Source organism: Paenibacillus sp. FSL R7-0048, assembly GCF_038004505.1.
Classification (GTDB): Bacteria; Bacillota; Bacilli; order Paenibacillales; family Paenibacillaceae; genus Paenibacillus_AQ; species Paenibacillus_AQ odorifer.
In genome coordinates this window covers 2,707,929-2,727,758 of sequence record NZ_JBBORF010000001.1, presented here as the reverse complement: position 1 = coordinate 2,727,758, position 19,830 = coordinate 2,707,929, and the positions used below count along the sequence as shown (strand labels likewise).

Annotated in this window: 21 protein-coding genes and 1 pseudogene; 6 read left to right on the top strand and 16 right to left on the bottom strand. The window is 42.6% G+C overall.

The features are described 5' to 3' along the window. Positions 1 to 11: 11 nt before the first annotated feature. Complete coding sequence (locus NSQ91_RS11855; protein ID WP_076305418.1) at positions 12 to 587, bottom strand: hypothetical protein; 576 nt, start codon at positions 585 to 587, stop codon at positions 12 to 14. Between the two features lie 139 nt (positions 588 to 726). Between NSQ91_RS11855 and NSQ91_RS11850 the strand changes: the two genes are divergently transcribed. Continuing rightward, positions 727 to 1,722 carry an acrylyl-CoA reductase family protein gene (locus NSQ91_RS11850; RefSeq protein ID WP_076305417.1) on the top strand — a complete coding sequence of 332 codons (996 nt, stop codon included), beginning with the start codon at positions 727 to 729 and terminating at the stop codon, positions 1,720 to 1,722. 300 nt (positions 1,723 to 2,022) lie between these two features. On the opposite strand, the pseudogene NSQ91_RS11845 reads toward NSQ91_RS11850, so the two are convergent. Continuing rightward, positions 2,023 to 2,610 (bottom strand): annotated as a pseudogene (locus NSQ91_RS11845) (cupin domain-containing protein); the annotation flags it as partial. 171 nt (positions 2,611 to 2,781) lie between these two features. On the opposite strand from NSQ91_RS11845, the gene NSQ91_RS11840 reads away from it, so the two are divergent. Beyond that, positions 2,782 to 3,639, top strand: coding sequence for an alpha/beta hydrolase (locus tag NSQ91_RS11840; RefSeq protein ID WP_081391977.1), 858 nt, complete (start codon positions 2,782 to 2,784; stop codon positions 3,637 to 3,639). Positions 3,640 to 4,521: 882 nt separating this feature from the next. Here the strand turns inward: NSQ91_RS11840 and NSQ91_RS11835 are convergent. Both NSQ91_RS11835 and NSQ91_RS11830 read right to left on the bottom strand, forming a co-directional pair. After that, a complete protein-coding gene (locus NSQ91_RS11835) occupies positions 4,522 to 4,749 on the bottom strand; it encodes a hypothetical protein (protein WP_143763946.1) in 228 nt (75 codons plus the stop codon). A gap of 143 nt (positions 4,750 to 4,892) precedes the next feature. Continuing rightward, positions 4,893 to 5,399: a hypothetical protein gene (locus NSQ91_RS11830; protein ID WP_036689814.1), complete on the bottom strand. Its 507-nt coding sequence runs from the start codon at positions 5,397 to 5,399 to the stop codon at positions 4,893 to 4,895. A 201-nt stretch (positions 5,400 to 5,600) separates the two neighbouring features. On the opposite strand from NSQ91_RS11830, the gene NSQ91_RS11825 reads away from it, so the two are divergent. Further along, a complete protein-coding gene (locus tag NSQ91_RS11825; protein WP_076187014.1) occupies positions 5,601 to 5,870 on the top strand; it encodes an excalibur calcium-binding domain-containing protein in 270 nt (89 codons plus the stop codon). A 2-nt stretch (positions 5,871 to 5,872) separates the two neighbouring features. On the opposite strand, the gene NSQ91_RS11820 is transcribed toward NSQ91_RS11825, so the two are convergent. The 5 genes from NSQ91_RS11820 to NSQ91_RS11800 all read right to left on the bottom strand — a co-directional run bounded on the left by NSQ91_RS11820 (position 5,873) and on the right by NSQ91_RS11800 (position 11,378). Further along, complete coding sequence (locus NSQ91_RS11820) at positions 5,873 to 6,634, bottom strand: ABC transporter permease (RefSeq protein WP_076193865.1); 762 nt, start codon at positions 6,632 to 6,634, stop codon at positions 5,873 to 5,875. Then, the gene (locus tag NSQ91_RS11815; RefSeq protein ID WP_256716632.1) at positions 6,631 to 7,380 is read right to left on the bottom strand and encodes an ABC transporter ATP-binding protein; all 750 of its coding nucleotides are present in this window, start codon (positions 7,378 to 7,380) and stop codon (positions 6,631 to 6,633) included. Before NSQ91_RS11815 ends, NSQ91_RS11820 begins: the two co-directional genes overlap by 4 nt. A 122-nt stretch (positions 7,381 to 7,502) precedes the next feature. Continuing rightward, on the bottom strand, positions 7,503 to 9,128 hold the full coding sequence (locus tag NSQ91_RS11810; RefSeq protein WP_076305414.1) for a glycoside hydrolase family 9 protein: 1,626 nt from the start codon (positions 9,126 to 9,128) through the stop codon (positions 7,503 to 7,505). A 157-nt stretch (positions 9,129 to 9,285) separates the two neighbouring features. Next, a complete protein-coding gene (locus NSQ91_RS11805) occupies positions 9,286 to 10,035 on the bottom strand; it encodes a GTP pyrophosphokinase (protein ID WP_076130330.1) in 750 nt (249 codons plus the stop codon). A 764-nt stretch (positions 10,036 to 10,799) separates the two neighbouring features. Next, positions 10,800 to 11,378 carry an LOG family protein gene (locus NSQ91_RS11800; RefSeq protein WP_076193859.1) on the bottom strand — a complete coding sequence of 193 codons (579 nt, stop codon included), beginning with the start codon at positions 11,376 to 11,378 and terminating at the stop codon, positions 10,800 to 10,802. Positions 11,379 to 11,475: 97 nt separating this feature from the next. On the opposite strand from NSQ91_RS11800, the gene NSQ91_RS11795 reads away from it, so the two are divergent. Further along, on the top strand, positions 11,476 to 11,793 hold the full coding sequence (locus tag NSQ91_RS11795) for a MazG nucleotide pyrophosphohydrolase domain-containing protein (protein WP_076130332.1): 318 nt from the start codon (positions 11,476 to 11,478) through the stop codon (positions 11,791 to 11,793). An 82-nt stretch (positions 11,794 to 11,875) separates the two neighbouring features. Here the strand turns inward: NSQ91_RS11795 and NSQ91_RS11790 are convergent, their stop codons facing one another. The 3 genes from NSQ91_RS11790 to lepB form a co-directional block, all read right to left on the bottom strand. Then, positions 11,876 to 12,736, bottom strand: coding sequence for an alpha/beta fold hydrolase (locus NSQ91_RS11790; protein WP_076303031.1), 861 nt, complete (start codon positions 12,734 to 12,736; stop codon positions 11,876 to 11,878). 263 nt (positions 12,737 to 12,999) lie between these two features. After that, positions 13,000 to 14,037, bottom strand: a complete 1,038-nt coding sequence (locus NSQ91_RS11785) for an HD-GYP domain-containing protein (RefSeq protein ID WP_076193856.1) — start codon at positions 14,035 to 14,037, stop codon at positions 13,000 to 13,002. Between the two features lie 184 nt (positions 14,038 to 14,221). Beyond that, positions 14,222 to 14,719: a signal peptidase I gene (lepB, locus tag NSQ91_RS11780; protein WP_076130335.1), complete on the bottom strand. Its 498-nt coding sequence runs from the start codon at positions 14,717 to 14,719 to the stop codon at positions 14,222 to 14,224. A 155-nt stretch (positions 14,720 to 14,874) separates the two neighbouring features. On the opposite strand from lepB, the gene NSQ91_RS11775 reads away from it, so the two are divergent. After that, positions 14,875 to 15,852 carry an alpha/beta hydrolase gene (locus NSQ91_RS11775; RefSeq protein WP_076187003.1) on the top strand — a complete coding sequence of 326 codons (978 nt, stop codon included), beginning with the start codon at positions 14,875 to 14,877 and terminating at the stop codon, positions 15,850 to 15,852. An 84-nt stretch (positions 15,853 to 15,936) separates the two neighbouring features. On the opposite strand, the gene NSQ91_RS11770 is transcribed toward NSQ91_RS11775, so the two are convergent. After that, positions 15,937 to 16,338 carry a DUF4265 domain-containing protein gene (locus NSQ91_RS11770; RefSeq protein WP_076130337.1) on the bottom strand — a complete coding sequence of 134 codons (402 nt, stop codon included), beginning with the start codon at positions 16,336 to 16,338 and terminating at the stop codon, positions 15,937 to 15,939. A gap of 369 nt (positions 16,339 to 16,707) precedes the next feature. Beyond that, positions 16,708 to 17,565: an SDR family oxidoreductase gene (locus NSQ91_RS11765; protein WP_076305411.1), complete on the bottom strand. Its 858-nt coding sequence runs from the start codon at positions 17,563 to 17,565 to the stop codon at positions 16,708 to 16,710. Positions 17,566 to 17,766: 201 nt separating this feature from the next. Between NSQ91_RS11765 and NSQ91_RS11760 the strand changes: the two genes are divergently transcribed. Continuing rightward, positions 17,767 to 18,576, top strand: a complete 810-nt coding sequence (locus NSQ91_RS11760) for a hypothetical protein (RefSeq protein ID WP_143763945.1) — start codon at positions 17,767 to 17,769, stop codon at positions 18,574 to 18,576. 24 nt (positions 18,577 to 18,600) lie between these two features. On the opposite strand, the gene NSQ91_RS11755 is transcribed toward NSQ91_RS11760, so the two are convergent. Then, the gene (locus NSQ91_RS11755; RefSeq protein WP_036689792.1) at positions 18,601 to 19,392 is read right to left on the bottom strand and encodes a lipid II flippase Amj family protein; all 792 of its coding nucleotides are present in this window, start codon (positions 19,390 to 19,392) and stop codon (positions 18,601 to 18,603) included. A 24-nt stretch (positions 19,393 to 19,416) separates the two neighbouring features. Further along, the gene (locus tag NSQ91_RS11750; protein WP_076193850.1) at positions 19,417 to 19,827 is read right to left on the bottom strand and encodes a ribosomal maturation YjgA family protein; all 411 of its coding nucleotides are present in this window, start codon (positions 19,825 to 19,827) and stop codon (positions 19,417 to 19,419) included. Positions 19,828 to 19,830: the final 3 nt, after the last annotated feature.

Genomic DNA, 19,830 nt, shown 5'->3' with positions numbered 1-19,830 from the left:
GTTCTCCTTCACTAAGGTCTGTACTGCTCTTCTAGCAAAACAACCTTACCTTCTACAAATGTCAGATGGAATAATCTATCCATTAGCTCTTCGCTAATAAAACTCGTATAGTCCCCTTGCTGATGTCTCGCCCCGTTTAGTTCAGCTATAGTTACATCAGTCTCCAGCTTAACCCGCTTGATTTCTTCGCTTGCATTTCGGATATAGAATCCATTAGGCAATGATTCGGGTTCTAGTACACCATCTTCTTTAGCTGCAATTTCTGCCGCCGCTCCACCGAACCATTCCACCTCATCCAGATCCAGATAAACCGTATTCCCTTCTGTGATAACGCCCTTTATAAAAGCTAATTTTTTCTCCACTTGCGGTAACTTATAAATAATTTTTTTCAGTTCCTCCACACTCTCACCCTGCACTCCGCTCTCAGAGTTAGATTGGATTGAAATCACACCCATAGTTTGAACTAGCTCCTTGGTAGTTGGGTTAGTCTCTTTTGGTGGCTTGTTGTAAAAAGAATATCCATTAAAACCAAGTGAGACTAATGTGATACCCACTAAGACTGTAACCCTTAAATTTTTCCATTTCATAAGTTTCACCCTCTATCACGCGATTTAACGGAACCTTAATAAACAATTGCGCTATATCATAGACAATCACAAGTTGACCGGGCAGAATAAATATTATATACATGTCTTACCTATAACGTAGTTGAAGGAGCTCACACTTATGACAGAATCATTTCAAGCGTTAGTTGTCGACAAAACAGAATCATCCTTCTCCGTAGCTGTTAAACCGGTTACCCTAGAGGATCTGCCAGCTGGAGAGGTTGTAATTAAGGTTGCATACTCCAGTGTAAACTATAAAGACGGTTTAGCCAGTATTCCAAACGGTAAAATTCTAAGAACATATCCCTTTATTCCAGGGATAGATTTATCCGGTATTGTGGTATCTTCCACAGACGAGCGGTTTCATATAGGGCAGCAAGTCATTGCGACAGGATATGGTGTTGGCGTATCACACTTTGGTGGCTTTAGCGAATACGCTCGTATTCCCGCAGGTTGGATCACTCCCCTTCCAGAAGGCCTGACGCTTAAAGAAGCTATGATCTACGGTACTGCAGGACTGACAGCAGCCTTGTCCATACTAGCCCTGGAAGATCATGACGTTTCCCCGGACAAAGGCAAAGTACTTGTAACAGGCGCTACCGGCGGTGTAGGTGGATCTGCTATTGCCATGCTTGGCGCAAAAGGGTATAGCGTAGTGGCAAGCACAGGTAACGCCGAAGCTGCCGATTACCTTAGAGGTATAGGAGCCGAAGACGTGATCTCACGTGAAGAGGTCATTGGCGGCGCCAGCAAACCCTTGGACAAACAATTATGGCAAGGCGCAGTAGATTCGGTGGGTGGTGACACCCTTGCCGCAGTTCTGAGTAAAATCACCTACAGAGGTTCTGTAGCTGCAAGTGGCTTAACCGGAGGCACTTCAGTTCCAACTACAGTACTTCCGTTTATTCTTCGGGGTGTTAACCTTCTCGGCATAGATTCTGTGGAATGTCCTGCAGACCTTCGCCAGCAGGCTTGGAAACGGATGGCGAGCGATCTGAAGCCAAGTCAGCTGGAGAACCTCGTGGATCGTGAAGTCACGTTATATGAGCTACCGCAAGCATTGGAAGATATTCTACAAGGAAACCTTAGAGGAAGAGTTCTTGTCCGTTTATCCTAGGTTTAATTACGAAACCTCCCGGAATCTAGAGTTCCGGGAGGTTTTTTTAGTTTACTCTTGGTTATTCGGATATTGGTAATGCGGCTGCTGCTGTACATAGGGTTGTTGGCGATAATGCTGATCATAACCCTGCGTATAGTACCCTTGCATCGGGTAAGGCTGATAATTAAAGGCTTGTGTAGCTGGAGGCATTTGTGAAGATATCGGGATGGGTTGCGCCTGCATATGAGCGTAAGGATTCATATTTGGCTGCATATTAGGATGCATATTTGGTTTAACATTGGCTTGCATATTTGGAGCCATGTTAGGGGCCATATTAGGAGGCATATTGCTGCTGCCCATTACTTTATCTTCTTCGCAGCAGTCAGCAGGAGGGCCGATGAAGGTTCCAGGCTTGATTGGAGCTAAAGCTTCTTTTACCTTAGCTTCATTTAAGCAGTAAGTATGGGCTAATACATTTGCCGGGGTTTTGCTAAGAATATCCGAACCTAAGATAACCTCAGGAATAGGTGCGTCAAAAATCGCGAGCAGATGTGTATTATCGACAGTAGCTATCTCATAATGCCACCAGCCTTGCGGCACATTTGCCACTTGACCCGGACAAATCGGAAAATGCAGAAGTTCATTTGTGAACGGATTGATTAAAGACACTACCGCTGAACCGCAGATACAATATACAAGCTCTGCAGCATTTTGATGATAATGAGGTTCAACCACATTTGATTTACTAAGAAAAATATCCAGCAGTGATATGTTCTCGAGCGTATTCAATTGTTTAACCGACAGCAAGTTAATGAAGTTGTTGGCATCTTTTTTAAAAAGTGTATTAGTGTTCACATCAAAAGTAAACTCTGTATTGGGGGACGTATAGTCCATGTATGAAGTCACTTTTTTTCCTACCTTTCTGTTGCTATAAATTTTTGCTTTCCCTAAACACAAGATATGCGTTTGCCTATGCCTAGGTGCGGAGATTCACTACTCCTGATAAAAATTCATCTTTCTTTTCTAAACGGGGCATCCTCTAAGTATTACACTCTCACCCCACATAGGAGGCACAGTATGAAATCGATTCGCACAAAAATAGTGTTAGCTTTATGTATCACTGTCTTTACAATTATGGGTTTCCAGCCTATGAATCTTAGCTCCACAGTTGAGGCCGCCAATAACAAAACAGCAGCGAAACAAGCGCCTCTTACATTCGTTCTAGTTCATGGGTCTTGGGCTACTGCTGGTTTTTGGGATCAAACGGCCGCCGCACTTCGCAGCTTAGGGCACACCGTCTATACTCCGGAATATGCCGGACATGGCGGGGACAAAAACAATAATGTAACGCATGCGCAAATCACACAGTCTGTTGTCGACTATATCAAGCAAAAAGACTTAAAGGATATCATTCTGCTCGGACATAGCTTTGGTGGTTCGGTGATCCAAACCGTCTCTCAGCAGGTACCGGATCGAATCAAACGTCTGGTATTTTTCGACGCCTTCGTACCGCTGGATGGGCAAAGTGTGGCGGACCAATTTCCAGCTGATTCGCTGAAGTACTTTGAACAGCTGAGAGATACTTCCGGCAATAACACCATAACGCTCCCTTTCCCTCTTTTCCGGGATACATTCGTCAACACCGCCAGTCTTGCGGAAGCGCAAGCTTTTTATAAACAAGCTCCTCCTGAGCCAGCAAGTCCACTTTTCGAAAAGCTTGATCTCAAGAAATTTTACAGTCTCCAGATCCCTAAAAGTTACCTTTATCTAACGGAGGACACCGCGATACCGCAAGGTCCATACGGATTCCACCCTACACAATCCAGTCATTTAGGCATCTTCCGCTTCATCGAGGGCAAAGGAGATCACATGACCACCGTTCGAACCGAACCCAAAATGCTGGCGGAATTAATGGTGAAGGCGGGAAGAGATTAGTCGCTTAACAGCTGGATAATCTAGGTAGCTTCTGTGGCTTGGCTGGGGTTTTTGGCACTGAGCTGGTGATTGAGCTGAGCTATGTGATGTGAGTTGGGCTGGCGGCTCGAGCTGCGCTTTGTGAGCAAGCTAGACTACTGACGCTGAGCTGGGCTATGTCATTCTGAGATAGCCTTGCTACTTTGAGCTGGCATTGTCACTCTGAGCTGAACATTACCACGCTGAGTTAGCCCTGCCACTTTGAGCTGCACTGTCACTCTGAGATAGCCTTGCTACTTTGAGCTGGCATTGTCACTCTGAGCTGAACATTACGACTCTATATACACTAGAGTTTGGCGGTGATCGGACCGAGGAGCTCTTATTTTCATAATTTCGGCGATTTAGCCTTGCTATCGGACTCAGATGCAGCTATTCGCCCAAATGTACTCCTATAATGCGTGATTTTAGGGGAATAAGAGCCATACAGTCCGAAACTCTCGCCAGAACGACCATAATGCCAAAATAACTGCAATACGGTCCGTAACGATGTCTGAAGCGCTGTCTCTTAAGTAATCAGCAACGTAGGCTGAAGATTTGTGACGCTGAGTTAGCCTTGCCACTTTAAGCTGCACTGTCACTCTGAGATAGCCTTGCTACTTTGAGCTGGCATTGTCACTCTGAGTTAGCCTTGCTACTTTGAGCTGGCATTGTCACTCTGAGCTGGCATTGTCACTCTGAGTTAGCCTTGCCACTTTGAGCTGGCATTGTCACTCTGAGCTGGCATTGTCACTCTGAGCTGAACATTGCGACTTTAAATACACTAGAGTTTGGCGGTGATCGGACCGAGGAGCTCTTATTTTCATAATTTCGGCGATTTAGCCTTGCTATCGGACTCAGATGCAGCTATTCACCCAAATGTACTCCTATAATGCGTGATTTCAGGGGAATAAGAGCCATACAGTCCGAAACTCTCGCCAGGACGACCATAATGCCAAAATAGCTGCAATACGGTCCGTAACGATCGTGCAGTGCAGCAAAAATAGCTGCAATACGGTCCGTAACGATCTGTGAAGCGAGGTTTCTTAAATAATCACCAACGTAAGCTGATGATTTGTGACGCTGAGTTGGCATTGCCACCCTGGGCTGAACATTGTCACTGATCATTTGTAGAAAAACAGACCACGTGGACTGAACGATGTGCTTTCGAATCAAAAAAAGAGCAAGCGTATGGGCCCCCCCTACTACGCTTGCTCTTTTTCCTATCCATAACCAACCTACTTCCTAGGCAATCCGCCACGCGGCAGCTCGGGGTCCGATGTCACTCCGGTAATCACCCAGCTATTCTTCTCTTGCACAAGTGAGATTGTCAAAAGTATAGAAGGTGCTGGTCCACTTGAAGTCGCAGTATCCAAACGCATTTCTATGACCTCTGAGTTCTTGTTAATTATCGTTTCTTTAGTGACCTCGTAGTTCGTGATCCAAGGGCTGGAGACACCCGTCACCCAGTTTAGTTCAACAAACCGCGGATACATAATCTTTTTGAAATCTTTAGAGAAGATCGAATACTGAATCGAGGCATTCCGATGCTGTAATCCGAACCCGTATAGCTCTGATGCTTGAATTGCAGAAGGTAATATAATGCGCCTAGACTCCGGAGCTGGCTTGGGCATAGCCGATAACAGTTCTCCATTAACGTGAGTCATAGTAACGGGAGCTGATGCACCCATAGCCATTCCCGGCAGAAGCAACAATCCCGCAATTAGGGCAGTCGCCATTTTCATTTTGCTAATTAGAATCACCTCATTCGTAGCCTGTTCACTACATGTGAATTGAATCTAATTATTCCCCCACTTCACTCATAAATATGTACACGGTTTCCAAATCCACCAATAATGTATACCTCAATGAATTAAACTGGTAATATAAAATACAACGATACTACACAATCATTAATTCCATTAGATTTTTATAGGAGTGTTCCCATGAAAAAAATCTTAAACATTTGTCTAGCAGCAGGTCTGCTACTCACTCTATCCGTCGCTACCTTGAATACAGCAAGCGCTGAATCCAAGGTCAAAACCTACAAAAACTGCACGGAGCTAAACAAAGATTACAAAGGTGGAGTTGCGATTTCCAGCTCAACCAAGAACAAAGGCGGCAAAACGAAATACAAACCCTACGTATCGAAAGAACTCTATAATGCCAATAAAAAAAGCGACCGTGACAAAGACGGAATCGCTTGTGAGAAATAGGCTTAGCCTTGCTCCACTATTTGCTTGAGCCTTAGATCCGGCGTGAAAAAGAGTCGGTAGCTCAGTACACTGAGCAGCATACTCGTTATGGCAGCAGAGGCAGTGAACGAGAACACAATTAATATCTGATAACGAACAGCTACTACAGGATCAGCGCCCGCGATGATCATTCCGGTCATCATTCCAGGGAGTTGAACAAGCCCAACCGTCTTCATACCGTCGATGGTAGGAATCATGCTGAATTTTACAGATCTTTTTCTAACTTCCTGGATCGCCTGTGGGATCGTTGCGCCAAGAGACAACAACGTTTCAATCTCCCCTTTGCTCTGCTGAATTTCATGCTTGATATGGTTAATGAACAACCCTGAAACCACCATAGCACTGCCAATGGTCATGCCGCTAATCGGAATGATATATTGTGGCGTAGCCTCAATGATATGTAAGCTGAGCAGAATGCCCATCATGAGCAGTTCCATAGTAGCAATCGCCAGTCCAATTCTCCAGACTAATCCGCGCAAGCCTTTGCCTCTTTTGGCTGCATTCCATGCGGCTACACTGATCATAAAGAGTATTATCACAATTACATAAATGACCTGATCCGATTTAAAAATAAATTGCAGCACATACCCCACCGCAAGCAATTGAATGGCCGACCGCACTGTGCCTACAATGATATCTTTTTCCAGTCCGAGCTTTTGCCACACGGAGACCAACATTGTCCCTAATACAAACAGAAGCGTGAAACTTAGTGCTGTATAACTCATAACAACGACGCTCCTTCCGAAGGCCGAACGAACCTTTTAGCCAATTCTTCCGCAGATTCAGCAAAAAAAGACTCGCTCACATGCTGTTCCAACCTGCCTTTTCCCATAAACCATGTAGTTGTGCTTATTCTGCTCGCCTGCTTAAGATCATGAGTGACCCAAATCATCGAAGTGCCTTCTTCCTTATGCCAATCCTCTAGTAGCTTTTCAACCATTTGAGTGCTGTTGACATCGAGCGAAGCGGTGATTTCATCGAGCAATAATACCGTAGGTCGGAGCAGCAAGGAGCGAATCAAAGAAATCCGTTGATTTTCACCACCCGAACAATCTGCCGCTTTTTTGCTTAAATCCAAATGCTCCAGCCCCAATTGCCCAATTAGTCGCTGCACTAGTTTAAGATCATAAGGTTTGTCATGCAGTCTGCTGACAGTTCTTAAATTATCCTCCACACTGCCAGACAGCATGACCGCTTGTTGTGCTACAAATCCTATTTTCATCCTCCATAATCTCGCATCCATACTTTTATATGAAGTCCCCTTTACCAACATATCTCCCTCATCCGGAGCATCCAAGAGAGCCAGGATTCTAAGGAGTGTACTTTTCCCTTGGCCAGAGGCACCAATCAATGCGATGCGGTCCGATTCAGCTATGTCTGCGGAGATCTCCGAGAAAAGATATTTCGAAGTTTGCTCGTTACTTTTCCAATTAAGTTTTGCAAGTCTCTGAATCTCAAAAATACTACTCAATCCCCTACCTCCTAATACCATCCGCTAAAATAGCATACCGTCTAGTATTATAGCATTTCAGCTATAAAAAAGAGAAAGACATCCAGTTTCAGGACGTCTTTCCCTATTCGAACTATTGCTTTTTATTGATTAAAACGGGCCACAACAAACACCGCAGGTGAATTCCAATAGATCGTCACTTCATTCGTAGAATAGCTAAGCTCATGATCGACAAAGCACTGCGCAGCTGGTTTTCCTTGTAAATGCTCAACTACATATTCATCATGCAGCCCACGATCTGGCCCCCCTGACACCAATCCCGGCACCGGATCAGCCACATGGTCACCTACAGAAGGGCGATGATGCGGATTCATCACGGCATGATCCCCAAACCCGGTAACATAGCTGAAATCCAGAACGTTACGCCCCATCAGATAATGTAGATGATCTAAGGCACAGTCCGCAAAACCGGAGTCTCCACTAAAATATTCAGCCGCCAGCAGCAGCATTGCATTGTTCATTACTAGCATATTGCTGCCCCAGATATAGTCCTCCTCTTTTAAGGAGATCCTATAGCCCTCCTCACGACTCTGTTCCGCTAATCGTTGTGCCTCAGCAACAAGCCCTTCTTTTAACGAGGCATATAAAGCACGGTCTGCCTGCTCCTCACCATTTAACAGATAAGCAATAGTGCCATAGCCCCCCATATCACCCCAGCCTAAACTGTATTTTGGAAAAGCCAGCTGCACTAGCTGCAGAACAGCTTGATGATATTCCTCTTTCCCTGTCGTACGATACAGCTCCGCCGCTGCCCAATACCGCTCGTCCTTATCGACTCCATCCCCGTATTCTCCAGTGCTAATCTCAGGCGGATTCGTAAAACCGGGTACATCTGGATGCTGTACAAGCCATTCCCATGCTGCCCCCGCAGCATCCAGACATTTCCGCGCATAAGCAGCATCAAAAGGCTTGTACACTCTTGCAGCCATAGCCATAACACCAGCAAAATCCCCAGTTGCAGTAGCAGATATTGGTGAGAAGTACAGGTCTGCTGTATCGTCCTCAGGCATAACATCCAGACCAGGAAAGCTAAACGTAGTCAATTTATGGTATACACCACCTGTTGCGGAGTCTTGCATTTTAAACAACCAATCGAGCTCCACCTTGCATTCCAGCAGCACATCTGGCGTAGATCCATCACTTTCAGGCAATGGGATAGCGCTTACAAAAGCCGAGGGATATAATTCATAGGCAAGCAGCATATCCGCGATAGCTTTCGCTCCGGGACCGCTATATTTTCCATAATCACCTGCATCATGCCAGCCACCCGAACAGTCTAGTTGAAGATCCGGTTGCCCATATACAATCCCTTTTGCGGTATGGCACGCCTTGTGCTTCCAATCTCCAGCATATTCTTCAGTCAACTCAACGCCACAGCGATAATAATAGAAAGCTTTCAGCAAGCCCTGTTGAAGCTCATGATAAGGCTGATCTGAGATTGTAAAGGATGCCGAAGCTACACCCTCGCTCTGCTCAATCCGATATCTCCCCTCAGTATTGACCTCCGAGAAATCACCTGTGTGCAAAGTTACTCCACTGGCTTTATCAAATCTTCCAGCATCTGAACTACCTTTGAACACAATAGTCCCACTATCAACATCAACTACCTGAAAATCATGCTCAGTACCTGTAAATACTGCGATCTTTTGTCCATCCAGCGGATATCCGATTTGATTCACAGTAATGGTGCGAAGTGTACGCTCGCTCATCTTCATTCTCCTTTTATGTAAAAATGATGAAGCTGAAGTAACCATTCCCTTCTAGTTGAGAATACTCTATTCTAGTTATCTATGGCAATGATGTATACAAGAAAAAAACCTAGAGTCACCCGAAAGGAAACGGATAACTCTAGGCGGACAAAACAGCTTATTTGTCGTCAAGCAGTTTAATAAAGTTAGCTGGAAGTGTGAACTGCTTATTATGAACCACTATACGGCGAAGCTCTTCCTCGAAGGAGCTAAGATCATCTTCATCATCGTCTTTAATTTCCTTTATATCCCGGTGCAGACGCTCCATTTGCAGATCAAGGGCATGAGCGGCATCCGCCGCATTTTTCAGTTCACGAGTCATACTCTCAGGTACTGATTTATTATATTTATAAAAGATTTTATGTTCGAGGCTTGCCCAGAAATCCATAGCAATGGTACGAATTTGAACTTCTACACAGACAAGCTCCTGACGATCGGACATAAAAACAGGGACTTGAATCAGCAAGTGAAGACTCTGATATCCGTTAGGTTTAGGGTTCTTAATATAATCCTTTACCTCAAGGACCGTTAGATCATCCTGCTTCTGAAGCATCTCACTAACATGATAGATATCAGAGATAAAAGAACAGGTGATCCGCAGACCAGCGATGTCTTTAATACAATTTTTCACTGAATCCAGCGATAATTCACCATTTTTGCGCAGCATCTTGTTCATGATACTTTCTGGAGACTTAATACGCGATTTGGTATGTTCAATTGGGCTGTAATCATGCAGAGACTGAAACTCCTGTTTTAGGATCTCAATCTTCGTTTCCATCTCATCCAATGCAAATTTATAAATTAACATGAAACGAGTGATATCGTGCTTAAGCTTCTTAAATTGTTCGATTTGATTCTCGGGGGTCATTATCTCATTTCTCCTCTTGTAGCGTTTCTCTATATTTATCATAGCCAATCCACTAGTGAATTTCAAATTCAGCGGTAATGTAGCCATAATCCAAACCTACACTTCGTTTGATTACGTACCTTTTGCGCCGTGAATCCGCTTGCGAAGTCGCTATAGGACCCAGTTGACCTTATACACAGTATAATCCCATAATCGGGATGCTATCGGACTCCATAATCGCTATTGGCAAAAAAAACACAAAATATGAACCTCTTCATAAGAAATAACGTCACTGGAGTCCGAAACCCTGCTCAAACGGAGATAAACCTAAGAACCAAACCCATGATGCCCAAGAAACTAAAGTAACCCAAATAACCAAACTAGCCAAAGACCCTCAATATGTTACGGACCGTATTGCAGCTATTTGCGCTTTTTGGTCATTTTTACAGAAGTATCGGACCGTATAGCTCTTATCACCATGTAACAGTGCTGAATCGGTGTGGTTATGAGTATATAGCTGCAATATAGTCCGATAGCTCGCCTAAAACGTTCGAAATGGAGAAATAAGGTCATCTGAGTCCGATCCATCGGAAAAGTGTGTTCACAAGCATGGGGGATAGTTCAAATCGCGCGAGAACCCAAAGTAACCTAAGTGCAAATAACGCCTTCTGAGTCCGAACGCTCAGCGGTAAAGGTCATGGAGAAACTAATGCCTGATTTCGGTTGGTTTACGTCCAGATCACAGTGTACCCGAGTACCCGATCATTAAACTAATAGTTCATTATTCAGTTGAGCTGTTTCCACTTTTGCTCAAGCGTTTGCGGAACATACTCCTTCAATAGAGTTAAGAGTTCCAACGGCTCGTTGGATACGTTTAGCAGACTTAGATGCGAAGAATTAGAGAAGCCTTCTTGGATACTGTTATGTATCAGATTCATCAGAGGATCAAAATAATTCCTGATATTTAGAACCCCTACCGGCTTCTTGTGTATGCCAATTTGTGACCAGCACAAAACCTCAAAGAGCTCCTCATACGTTCCAAACCCTCCAGGCAAAGCAATAAAGCCATCTGCCAGCTCTCCCATTTTTGCTTTACGGCCATGCATATCCTCTACCTCTATCAACTGCGTTAACTCTCTATGTACCATTTCCCCATTAAATAATCCTCTAGGCATTACCCCGATTACCTCGCCTCCACCATTCAAAACAGCATTAGCGACCTCACCCATTAATCCGATTTTTGAACCACCGTAAATTAAACGATAATTATGCATAGCCATGTAGTTACCAAGTTCAACAGCTTTAGCTTTATAATCCTCATGCACCCCTAAATTCGATCCTGCGAAAACACATATTGATTTCAAAATCTCATCTCCAAACTATATATTGATAATGTCCGCTATCTAATATACTATATGTTGGAGTATAAATCATGTGAAAGATTAAGGAGTGCTACATAATATGGAAATTAACGATGTGCAGAAATGGATTAATCATTTTTATGGAGAACGAGGCTGGACTACTTATGGTCCTTTTATAAGAGTCGGATTCTTAATGGAAGAGACAGGTGAAGTCGCTCGAGCTGTACGCTCCTATGAAATCGGCAGAGATCGACCGGATGAATCGACTCGTACTCCAGAGCAACTGAAAAACGACTTGATTGAGGAAATCGGGGATGTTCTCGGAAATATCGCATTGTTAGCTGACTTATATGGCATCACATTAGAAGAAGCTTTTACTGCACATAAAGAAAAATTAGTGAAACGATTTAATTCCTAGGGACGAAGTAATCCTAAAAAAATAGGACTACAATCGGCAAGACCGAATTGTAGCCCTTCTTTATTTTACTCTTTAAGCCCTGTTAAGCTTTACCGCCTAAAGTATGATTCGAAATGGCTTTGATTATTGTTTCCCAATCATCCGGGTGGACTTCGTGGCCCGTTCCTTCCAGGGTTAGAAGCGACGCATCAGGAATTTCCGCCGCAAGCGCCAAGCCATGCTCTATAGGAAGCACCGTGTCTTCTGTGCCGTGGATAACCAAGGTAGGAACCATGATATTTTTTGCCTTGCCCTCGTAGCCGTCATCCCCTGTAAGAAGAGAATGATTAAACATGCTAAGCAAGTTGTTGGCACGTTTTATTTCCAGCCTTACTTGTTTATACGCTCTTTTCTCATCGAATTTATGTTTTGAACCACAGAGTATGCCGGAACCTGAAACCAAATAATTGGCTACCTCTTCCTCATTAGACCAATCCAGTGTTGCTCCATTTGCATGGAATGCGAGGATCCGCTCATCCATAGGAGGCAAGTTCCGATCATTATCGTCAGATTCGAAAAAACTTGATGCGATCAAGGTTAAGGTTAGAACTTTTTGCGGATGACGTGTAGCAAGGACTTGCGCAATCATTCCGCCTAAGGACATTCCAACGATATTTGCCTGTTCTATATTATAGGCGTCTAGTAACCCAGCAGCATCATTTGCCATGTCCATCACGGTATAATTGGAACTCCCAGGCTCATAAACAACGGAACGTCCGACATCCCGGTTATCATAACGAATAACGTAACGTCCGGTATCTGCTAATCGCTGACAGAACTCTTCATCCCAATAAACCATAGAACAGGTGGCACCCATAATCAGCAATATCGCAGGATTGCTAGGATTTCCAAAACTTTCCGAACATATATCAATTCCGTTTACTTTTACTATTTTTTCGCTCATTGTTCATTCCTCATTTCATTCGAATTTTATCAATGAATGCACAGTTAAATAAGACTCAATACATTTTCAAAAAAATGGATGATGTCATCATTGAATTGCACCTCAAATTAACGTAAACGAATGAATTTGATAATCACGATAAGCACTCTCCTATTCCATATTGAAGGGTTTTTAACCCAATTTCGATTATAACACAAAAAAGCTATCCCCTGATTTTACGGATCAGGGAGATAGCCTCCTATTTATCGCCACAAAAATATTCGTTAAATAAATACTTCTTCAACAGTCAAATTACGCTCTTTAGATAAGTCTCTAAACGTAGTCTCATTTATTTTTACCAGAGGTTTGAAAATATCCAACGGATTATTCATAATAATCGTACCTTGCTCACCATTGCTAAGCTGAACGCTCTTACCCACAAAATTCGGCAATAAATGTCCGATCAGAGCTTGTACCGCATTTCCATTCAGCTTGCCAAATCCAAGCTCATGTACCTTGCGCAGAACGTTAATCAGGCCTTGTTTTGGTTGATTCGCTCTTCCTAAGGTCATGCCTACATAAGTATTTGCGACAGCAACAATCTGCGTATACGGATGCAAGTCCTGTTTACGGAGATTGTTAGGATAACCTGTACCATCCTCGAATTCATGATGCTGAAGCGCCACTAGTGCGGTCTTTTCGTCATTCATCGATTTAAGGATAATATCGTATCCATACGTAGTATGACGTTTTAGTTCTTCTGATTCTTCGGGAGTTAAGTTATCCGTCTTATTTAAGATATGTGGAGCAATCTGGCTTTTTCCGATATCGTGCAAATAACCGGCTCTACTAATCTCAAATCTTTCGGCTTTTGTATGACCTAACCAAGTCGCTATGTAAAACGATAACAGTCCGACCTGCAATGAATGATTGTATGTACTGATATCATCACGTTCCAGCAGCAATAATAAAGAAACGACATCCTTTTGTTCATCCAATTTCTCCAGCAATGGCTGCAGCGTATTATCAACATCCGACTGCGTAAAGCTACCCTTGCTGAGTGCTTCCAGAAATATAGATTCATAGTTTTGGATGGCTTGATCAAAATTACCATCTATCCCTTGTGTCACATTCATTTCTTCATTATCCAGCACCATCATGCGTGGTTCAATATCGACATAATCAATCTGATGCCTCATCAGGATGGTGATTTCTTCTCCGTAGACCACTGTCCCCTTCGGAAGCACGTGTAGGCCAACACTATTGAATGTATCTGTGATTAGACAATCGCCATGTTTGAGATCTGTGACATGAGCTTTCAAAATTCAGCACCCCTTACTATATGTAGGTATATTTTACCTTAAGGATAGCTAAATTCTTCCAAAGTAACAATATGGTTAAAGACTCATTAAAGCACTCGGTTAGTTCAAAAGACCCCCGCGACTTCAGCACCCCTAAATCTATTTTTAGAGATTAAGCCTTACATTTATCCGTCTTACACACTACCTAAAAGGGATTGCTAAATTCAGCGATTACTTTCCCAATCAGCTTATCCTTCGACACAAATGGAGTATCCCACAGATGAGCATCATAGCTTATATTCCGGTTATCTCCGAGAAAAAAATAATGATCGGCGGGTACCGTAACCGGTCCAAAAGTGTAATCCATCTGTTCATTGAGGTAAGGTTCGTTAACCTTCGCTCCGTTTCGGTAAAGTGCGCCATCTTTAATTTCCAAGGTATCTCCAGGCAGCCCCATTAGCCTTTTTACATATCTTTTATTCTCATCACCAGCTACAGGTGGCGTAAATACAACAATATCTCCATGCTCCAGTGTGGTCATCCATAACATTTTCTCAACAATTAAGCGATCATTGATTTGAATCGTTGGGATCATAGAGCCCGTTGGAACTCTCATGGCTTCAGCAACATAGGTTCTAACAAACAAAGAAATAACCACTGCGATCACAATACTCGGCAACCATTGCTTCATAAATTTCAACATTATTGCTCACCTCACATTCATATTATAGAGTCAAACTTTTTTAGCTGGTTCATATTCAGTTCATATTGTCGTCATGTATAGTTCATCTTCATCGGGTAAGCTTTCTTTAGCAACTCATTAAGGTAGCTAGAATAAAGCGATTAGAACAGGAGAAGATGCGATTGAAACCAGAAGAAGAGGTTATAAAAAAAAGGATGAATAAACCGCTGAAAATTATACTTATTTCCTTAGGGGCTTTAGCTACTGCAATAGTACTTTTTCTAGTGACTGTTTTTGTCGCTAATATTTTCCTCAATAAATCGGACCAAGCTAAAATAAAACCCTATGGTCAGTCTGTAAGCGTCGATGGTAAAAATATGAACGTTTTGATTCAAGGAAAGGGTGAAGAGACAGTCGTGCTCTTACCTGGTTATGGAACGGTGGCACCGGGACTTGATTTTAAGCTGTTAATAGATGAACTATCTCCATTTTACAAAGTTGTCGTGATTGAGCCTTTCGGTTATGGATTAAGTGATAGAACTGAAAAAGAGCGAACCACAGAAAACATTGTGAGTGAAATTCATGAAGCTGTAAAGCAGCTTAATATTGACCGTTATATTCTAATGGCACACTCTATTTCCGGTATGTACAGTTTGAATTATGTGAACAAATATCCAAACGAAGTGAGTGCATTTGTCGGGATTGATAATAGTATTGCAACGGAAGACAGAATAGGTGTTAAAATACCAACAGGAAAATTAAAACTACTTAGAGAATCAGGGTTGGGCAGATTGTTATTTAAATCAAGTGGAAATCCCTATGCTGAATTGCCGTTTGATGATGAAACTAAAGAACAATTGAGATTGCTTACGCTTAGAAACACTTATAATTACACTAACTTAAATGAAGTGGAACATATGTCTTCTAATTATAAAGGGGCTCTAAATTCAACTTTTCCAAAGGATCTCCCCCTTTTGCTCTTTGTTCAAGGGGATGATACTCTCTTAAAAGATTGGATATCATTGCATGAAGAGCAAGTCAAAAATTCCGTACAAGGAAAATTGGTAAAACTTGATGCAGGACATTATCTGCACCATACCAAATCAAAAGAAATCGCCGAAAATTTTAAGACATTTATGGAAGAAATAAAATAAAAAGCGTTTCTTCTATTCTCCATGCTGCGGTCATCATGTGCAAGTTTCCTTGCATTTCATGACGCAGCATTTTTTTCTTAGTATTTAAATCTCGAACCGCTCAATAATTCGATTCATTTCCCCATCAACATCAATTGAAGTATTCTTAGGAATATGAATGACGAACAAACCGCCAAAGATCAACTCACATTTGCCTTCATTCTCTATAATTCTATGTTTAAAAGCTGCAATGGCCGTTGAATCAACAGCTTCTTTACTAAGCAGCCAAGCGTATCTTTTGAAAGGAGATTTTTGAACAGTCTCTTGGTAATAATAGACTCCATTTTCTTCCTTCACCTGTATAATATCTCCCATTGTAACAGCCGGATTAAAAATCGGTGTCTCTTCAATTCGAAATTTATCTTTGCCAAATGGAGTAACATCGAGGATTTCTATTTCACGGCCATCTGCGTTGAAGCAGATATGGATTCCGGACGATTCTAGCATCGGCACACCTCTATCCTTGTTCAATATCTAATCTTGTTCATTCTAAATAACACAAAACAAAGTAAATACATTAGGCTCGTAATCCCGAACAACCTAAAGATTCCCGGTGTTAATAACATATATAAACTGTAGGGAAAACTCCAGATAAATGCAAGCAGCATTAGCCGACTTCTGTTTAAAAAGACACCTATTGCTAATAACCCCGCCGGTAATAACAACATGATTATACTAATCACAAGAGTGGAGCGATTCGTAATCTCAGCATAAGGATTGATGAATATAAAAATTAGCCATAAAAAAACGGTCATCAAACTGGACACATAACCTATTAGTTTAATGATTATTAAATTTATGGGTGCCTCCATCCTATCACCTCAATTCTTTCGCAATAATTCTCTCCAGCCACTTCCATGGAAGCAGCGTTTTGCCTAAGATTAAGATTCGCGTACCTTTGCCGATAGGATAACGTAGCCGTGGTGCTTTCATTTCGGTAATACGACCGATAAGATTAGCCACTTGACTAGGGTCAGGCGCTGTCTCAGCAGTATGTTTGGAATATCGTAGCACAGCGTCAAGACGTGCTTTATACGGAGAATCCTCCTTACGTCGAATTTGCTCCATGCCTTTTCCCCATATCGGTGTACGGAAGGAGCCCGGTTCAATTAATACCACCCTTATTCCATAAGGGGACATTTCATGACGCAGGCTTTCGCTGAAGCCTTCAACAGCAAATTTAGAAGCTGCATAAGGCGCATAACCTGGAAATCCGGATAATCCACTTACACTTCCCACATTAATAATCGTGCCGCTCCGCTGTTCTCGCATAATGGGCAGGGCAGCTGTTGTCACAGCCACTAATCCAAAAAAGTTCGTCTCCATTTGCCGCCGCCATTCCTCCATAGATATTTCTTCTATGAAACCGCCAATGGCAAAACCTGCATTATTGACTAGAACATCAATTCTTCCAAATGTTTCGTGTACTGAAGATATTGCTATCTCTATAGAATCGCTGTCAGTTACATCCATGGTCATTAAATGAAGCTGCTTTAAAATCCCTGCCTGTTCTGCCTGCTGCACCAGCTCACCTTTACGGCTTAAATCACGCATGGTTGCTATCACCTTAAACCCCTGTCCAGCTAATTTGAGCGCTGTCAGCAGTCCAAATCCACTGGAGGTTCCGGTAATCAGGGCCACTCGATCGTACCCATACTCTAGATGTGAACTCATATTTACTCCCCTTTGTATTTCACAATTATAAAAACAAGCACAAATGTTCTATTGTTCATTGACTATCCATTAATTTCAAGTTATAGTAAGAGCATCTTTATATTTCTGTGCGGGAGAAGCACCTCGCAAGACAGGCGTCAATGCCTATCTTGGAGGTGCTTTTTTGCGTATATTAACTAATCCATTAAGGAGCTGAGAGGAATGTTTAAGCCAAAAAACACCGTCAGATGTAGAACGAACATTTTCAGAATTAGGGATTTAAAATGGATGGCTCAAGTAGTGCTGGTAGCAGCTTTCTTAACCTGTAACCTCACACTTGTGTCTGCTGCTACTGGCTGGGATTCCGCGCTGGATGACATTAACAGTCTTCATGGTAATTATACCGCGCTTCAAGCCACCCTCAAGACAGATAACTCAAAAATTCAGAAGTTACGCAAACAGAATAATGACGCTCTGAAATCTATTCGTACCGTCATACAGTCAACAGATCAAGCACTGTTAAGCCGCTTATCTTCAGAAGCTAGCTCAGTTCAGAAGAAACATGCTCCCCTTCTGGAACAATACAGCACACTCAGTAAACAGTCTACCGCAGCCAAGAAAGCTAAAGACTTGAAAACAGTCACATTGCTGGACCTGAAGCGTAATAAACTAAAGGCTGCTGTAACCCTCGCCCGAGCCGAAATTAAGACAAAGACAAGCGCTTTGGCAGCCGCTCGCAAGCAAACCGCTGCTAAGCTTAAACCCGTCAAAGATGCGTTGGCACCCATCACTGCTTTAAAGAAACAAATAACTGCCGAGAGTAAGAATCTCGCTGCCACGCAGAAAGTACGCGCGGAAGCTGACAAACAATATAAAGCAGCTGTTAAGCAAGGAGATGCAGTTAGAGCCGCCACAGAATTGAAATCATCCTATGAGCAAATGAAACGAATTCATTCCATGCAGCAGAATATTTACAGCTGGGAACAGAAGACTTCGCTAGCACTACGAGCAGCAGAATCTAAACTTCCCTAATGATTATGATTCGCCCCCACCGGCTCAAATCAGCTTCACTAACATACTAATTAATTGGGCTGCAGGCACAATTAGGAGCTGAGCAAATATAGTGCCTACAAATCGTGAACCCATCAATACCACATATATTTTTCCTAGCTGATCACGGTATTCTACATTTTCAGTAGCCTTATGGGTAATAAGACCAAGCTGTGGGTCGATAAATATGGTCAGCAGAATAGTCGCCATACCGTTAATCAGTCCGGAAGCTTGAGAAGCAGTCGTGCTATATTGAGGCATTAGATGAGCAGCGTACAAAGATGATATGACACCTACGGTGTAAAAGGCTGTCACAAAAACATTCATCACAATAAAACGTTTAGGAATCCCCAGGTATCTGAAGTTATATAGATTCACTTTTGGTTTTCTTATGTATTTTCTGGTGTTCTTTAGTTGCCCGATCGTCACACTGGTAAGCAGTTTTGGGATAGAACCTTCGATTTCAAGCTTAGAGATGATTCTCCCAAACAAGCCTACAAAGGTAGGGAACACAGCAATGGCAATTAAAGTCCCTAATGAAGAAGCCAATAATATAATTCTCAAGTAATTAAGAAGTGGAAAATCGGAATGTATTTTGGCATAATCTACGAATTTAGCCGTCAGTGGAGCTTGGATCATATTTGCAGTTCTTGAGACGAGAACAATAATGCCTGTGAGAGATAACGCAATGGCTATCTTGTTCAGCTTCACTCCGGCGTATCGTACCGAATACGATAAGGTTTCTGCCGTGTGAATAATCATCGTAAGCAAGCATACCACAATCAAACTATTTACCATTTAAAGGTTCCTCTCCAATAAACACTATTTATTATTTCGGTGCACCTTTTGGTGAAAGTATTGATCCAATCCATAACAAAGGGCAATGCCCACTAAATATCTAACAAGGTCGATCCACAGGAATCCTTTTCCGAGAATTAGACCACCCAATACTGTAGAACGGATGCTGTTGATCCACTCCGCTTGATACAGCTGGCTAAATTCTATGCCGAAGCTAAACACCAAACTCCATACAAAGGCGAGCCTTAGCTTTTGATTTACCAGTAGAACCCGAAACATAAAATAAACCATACTGCCCCAAAGCGCATCTCCGAAATGTCTAGATACAAACAAAGGCAGCTGATCCGTGAATACTCTAGTGCTTAACCCCAATACAATAACAACGAGGCAGATACAAATATAAAAAATTCTTTCTTTCAGATCATTGATCCTCATTTC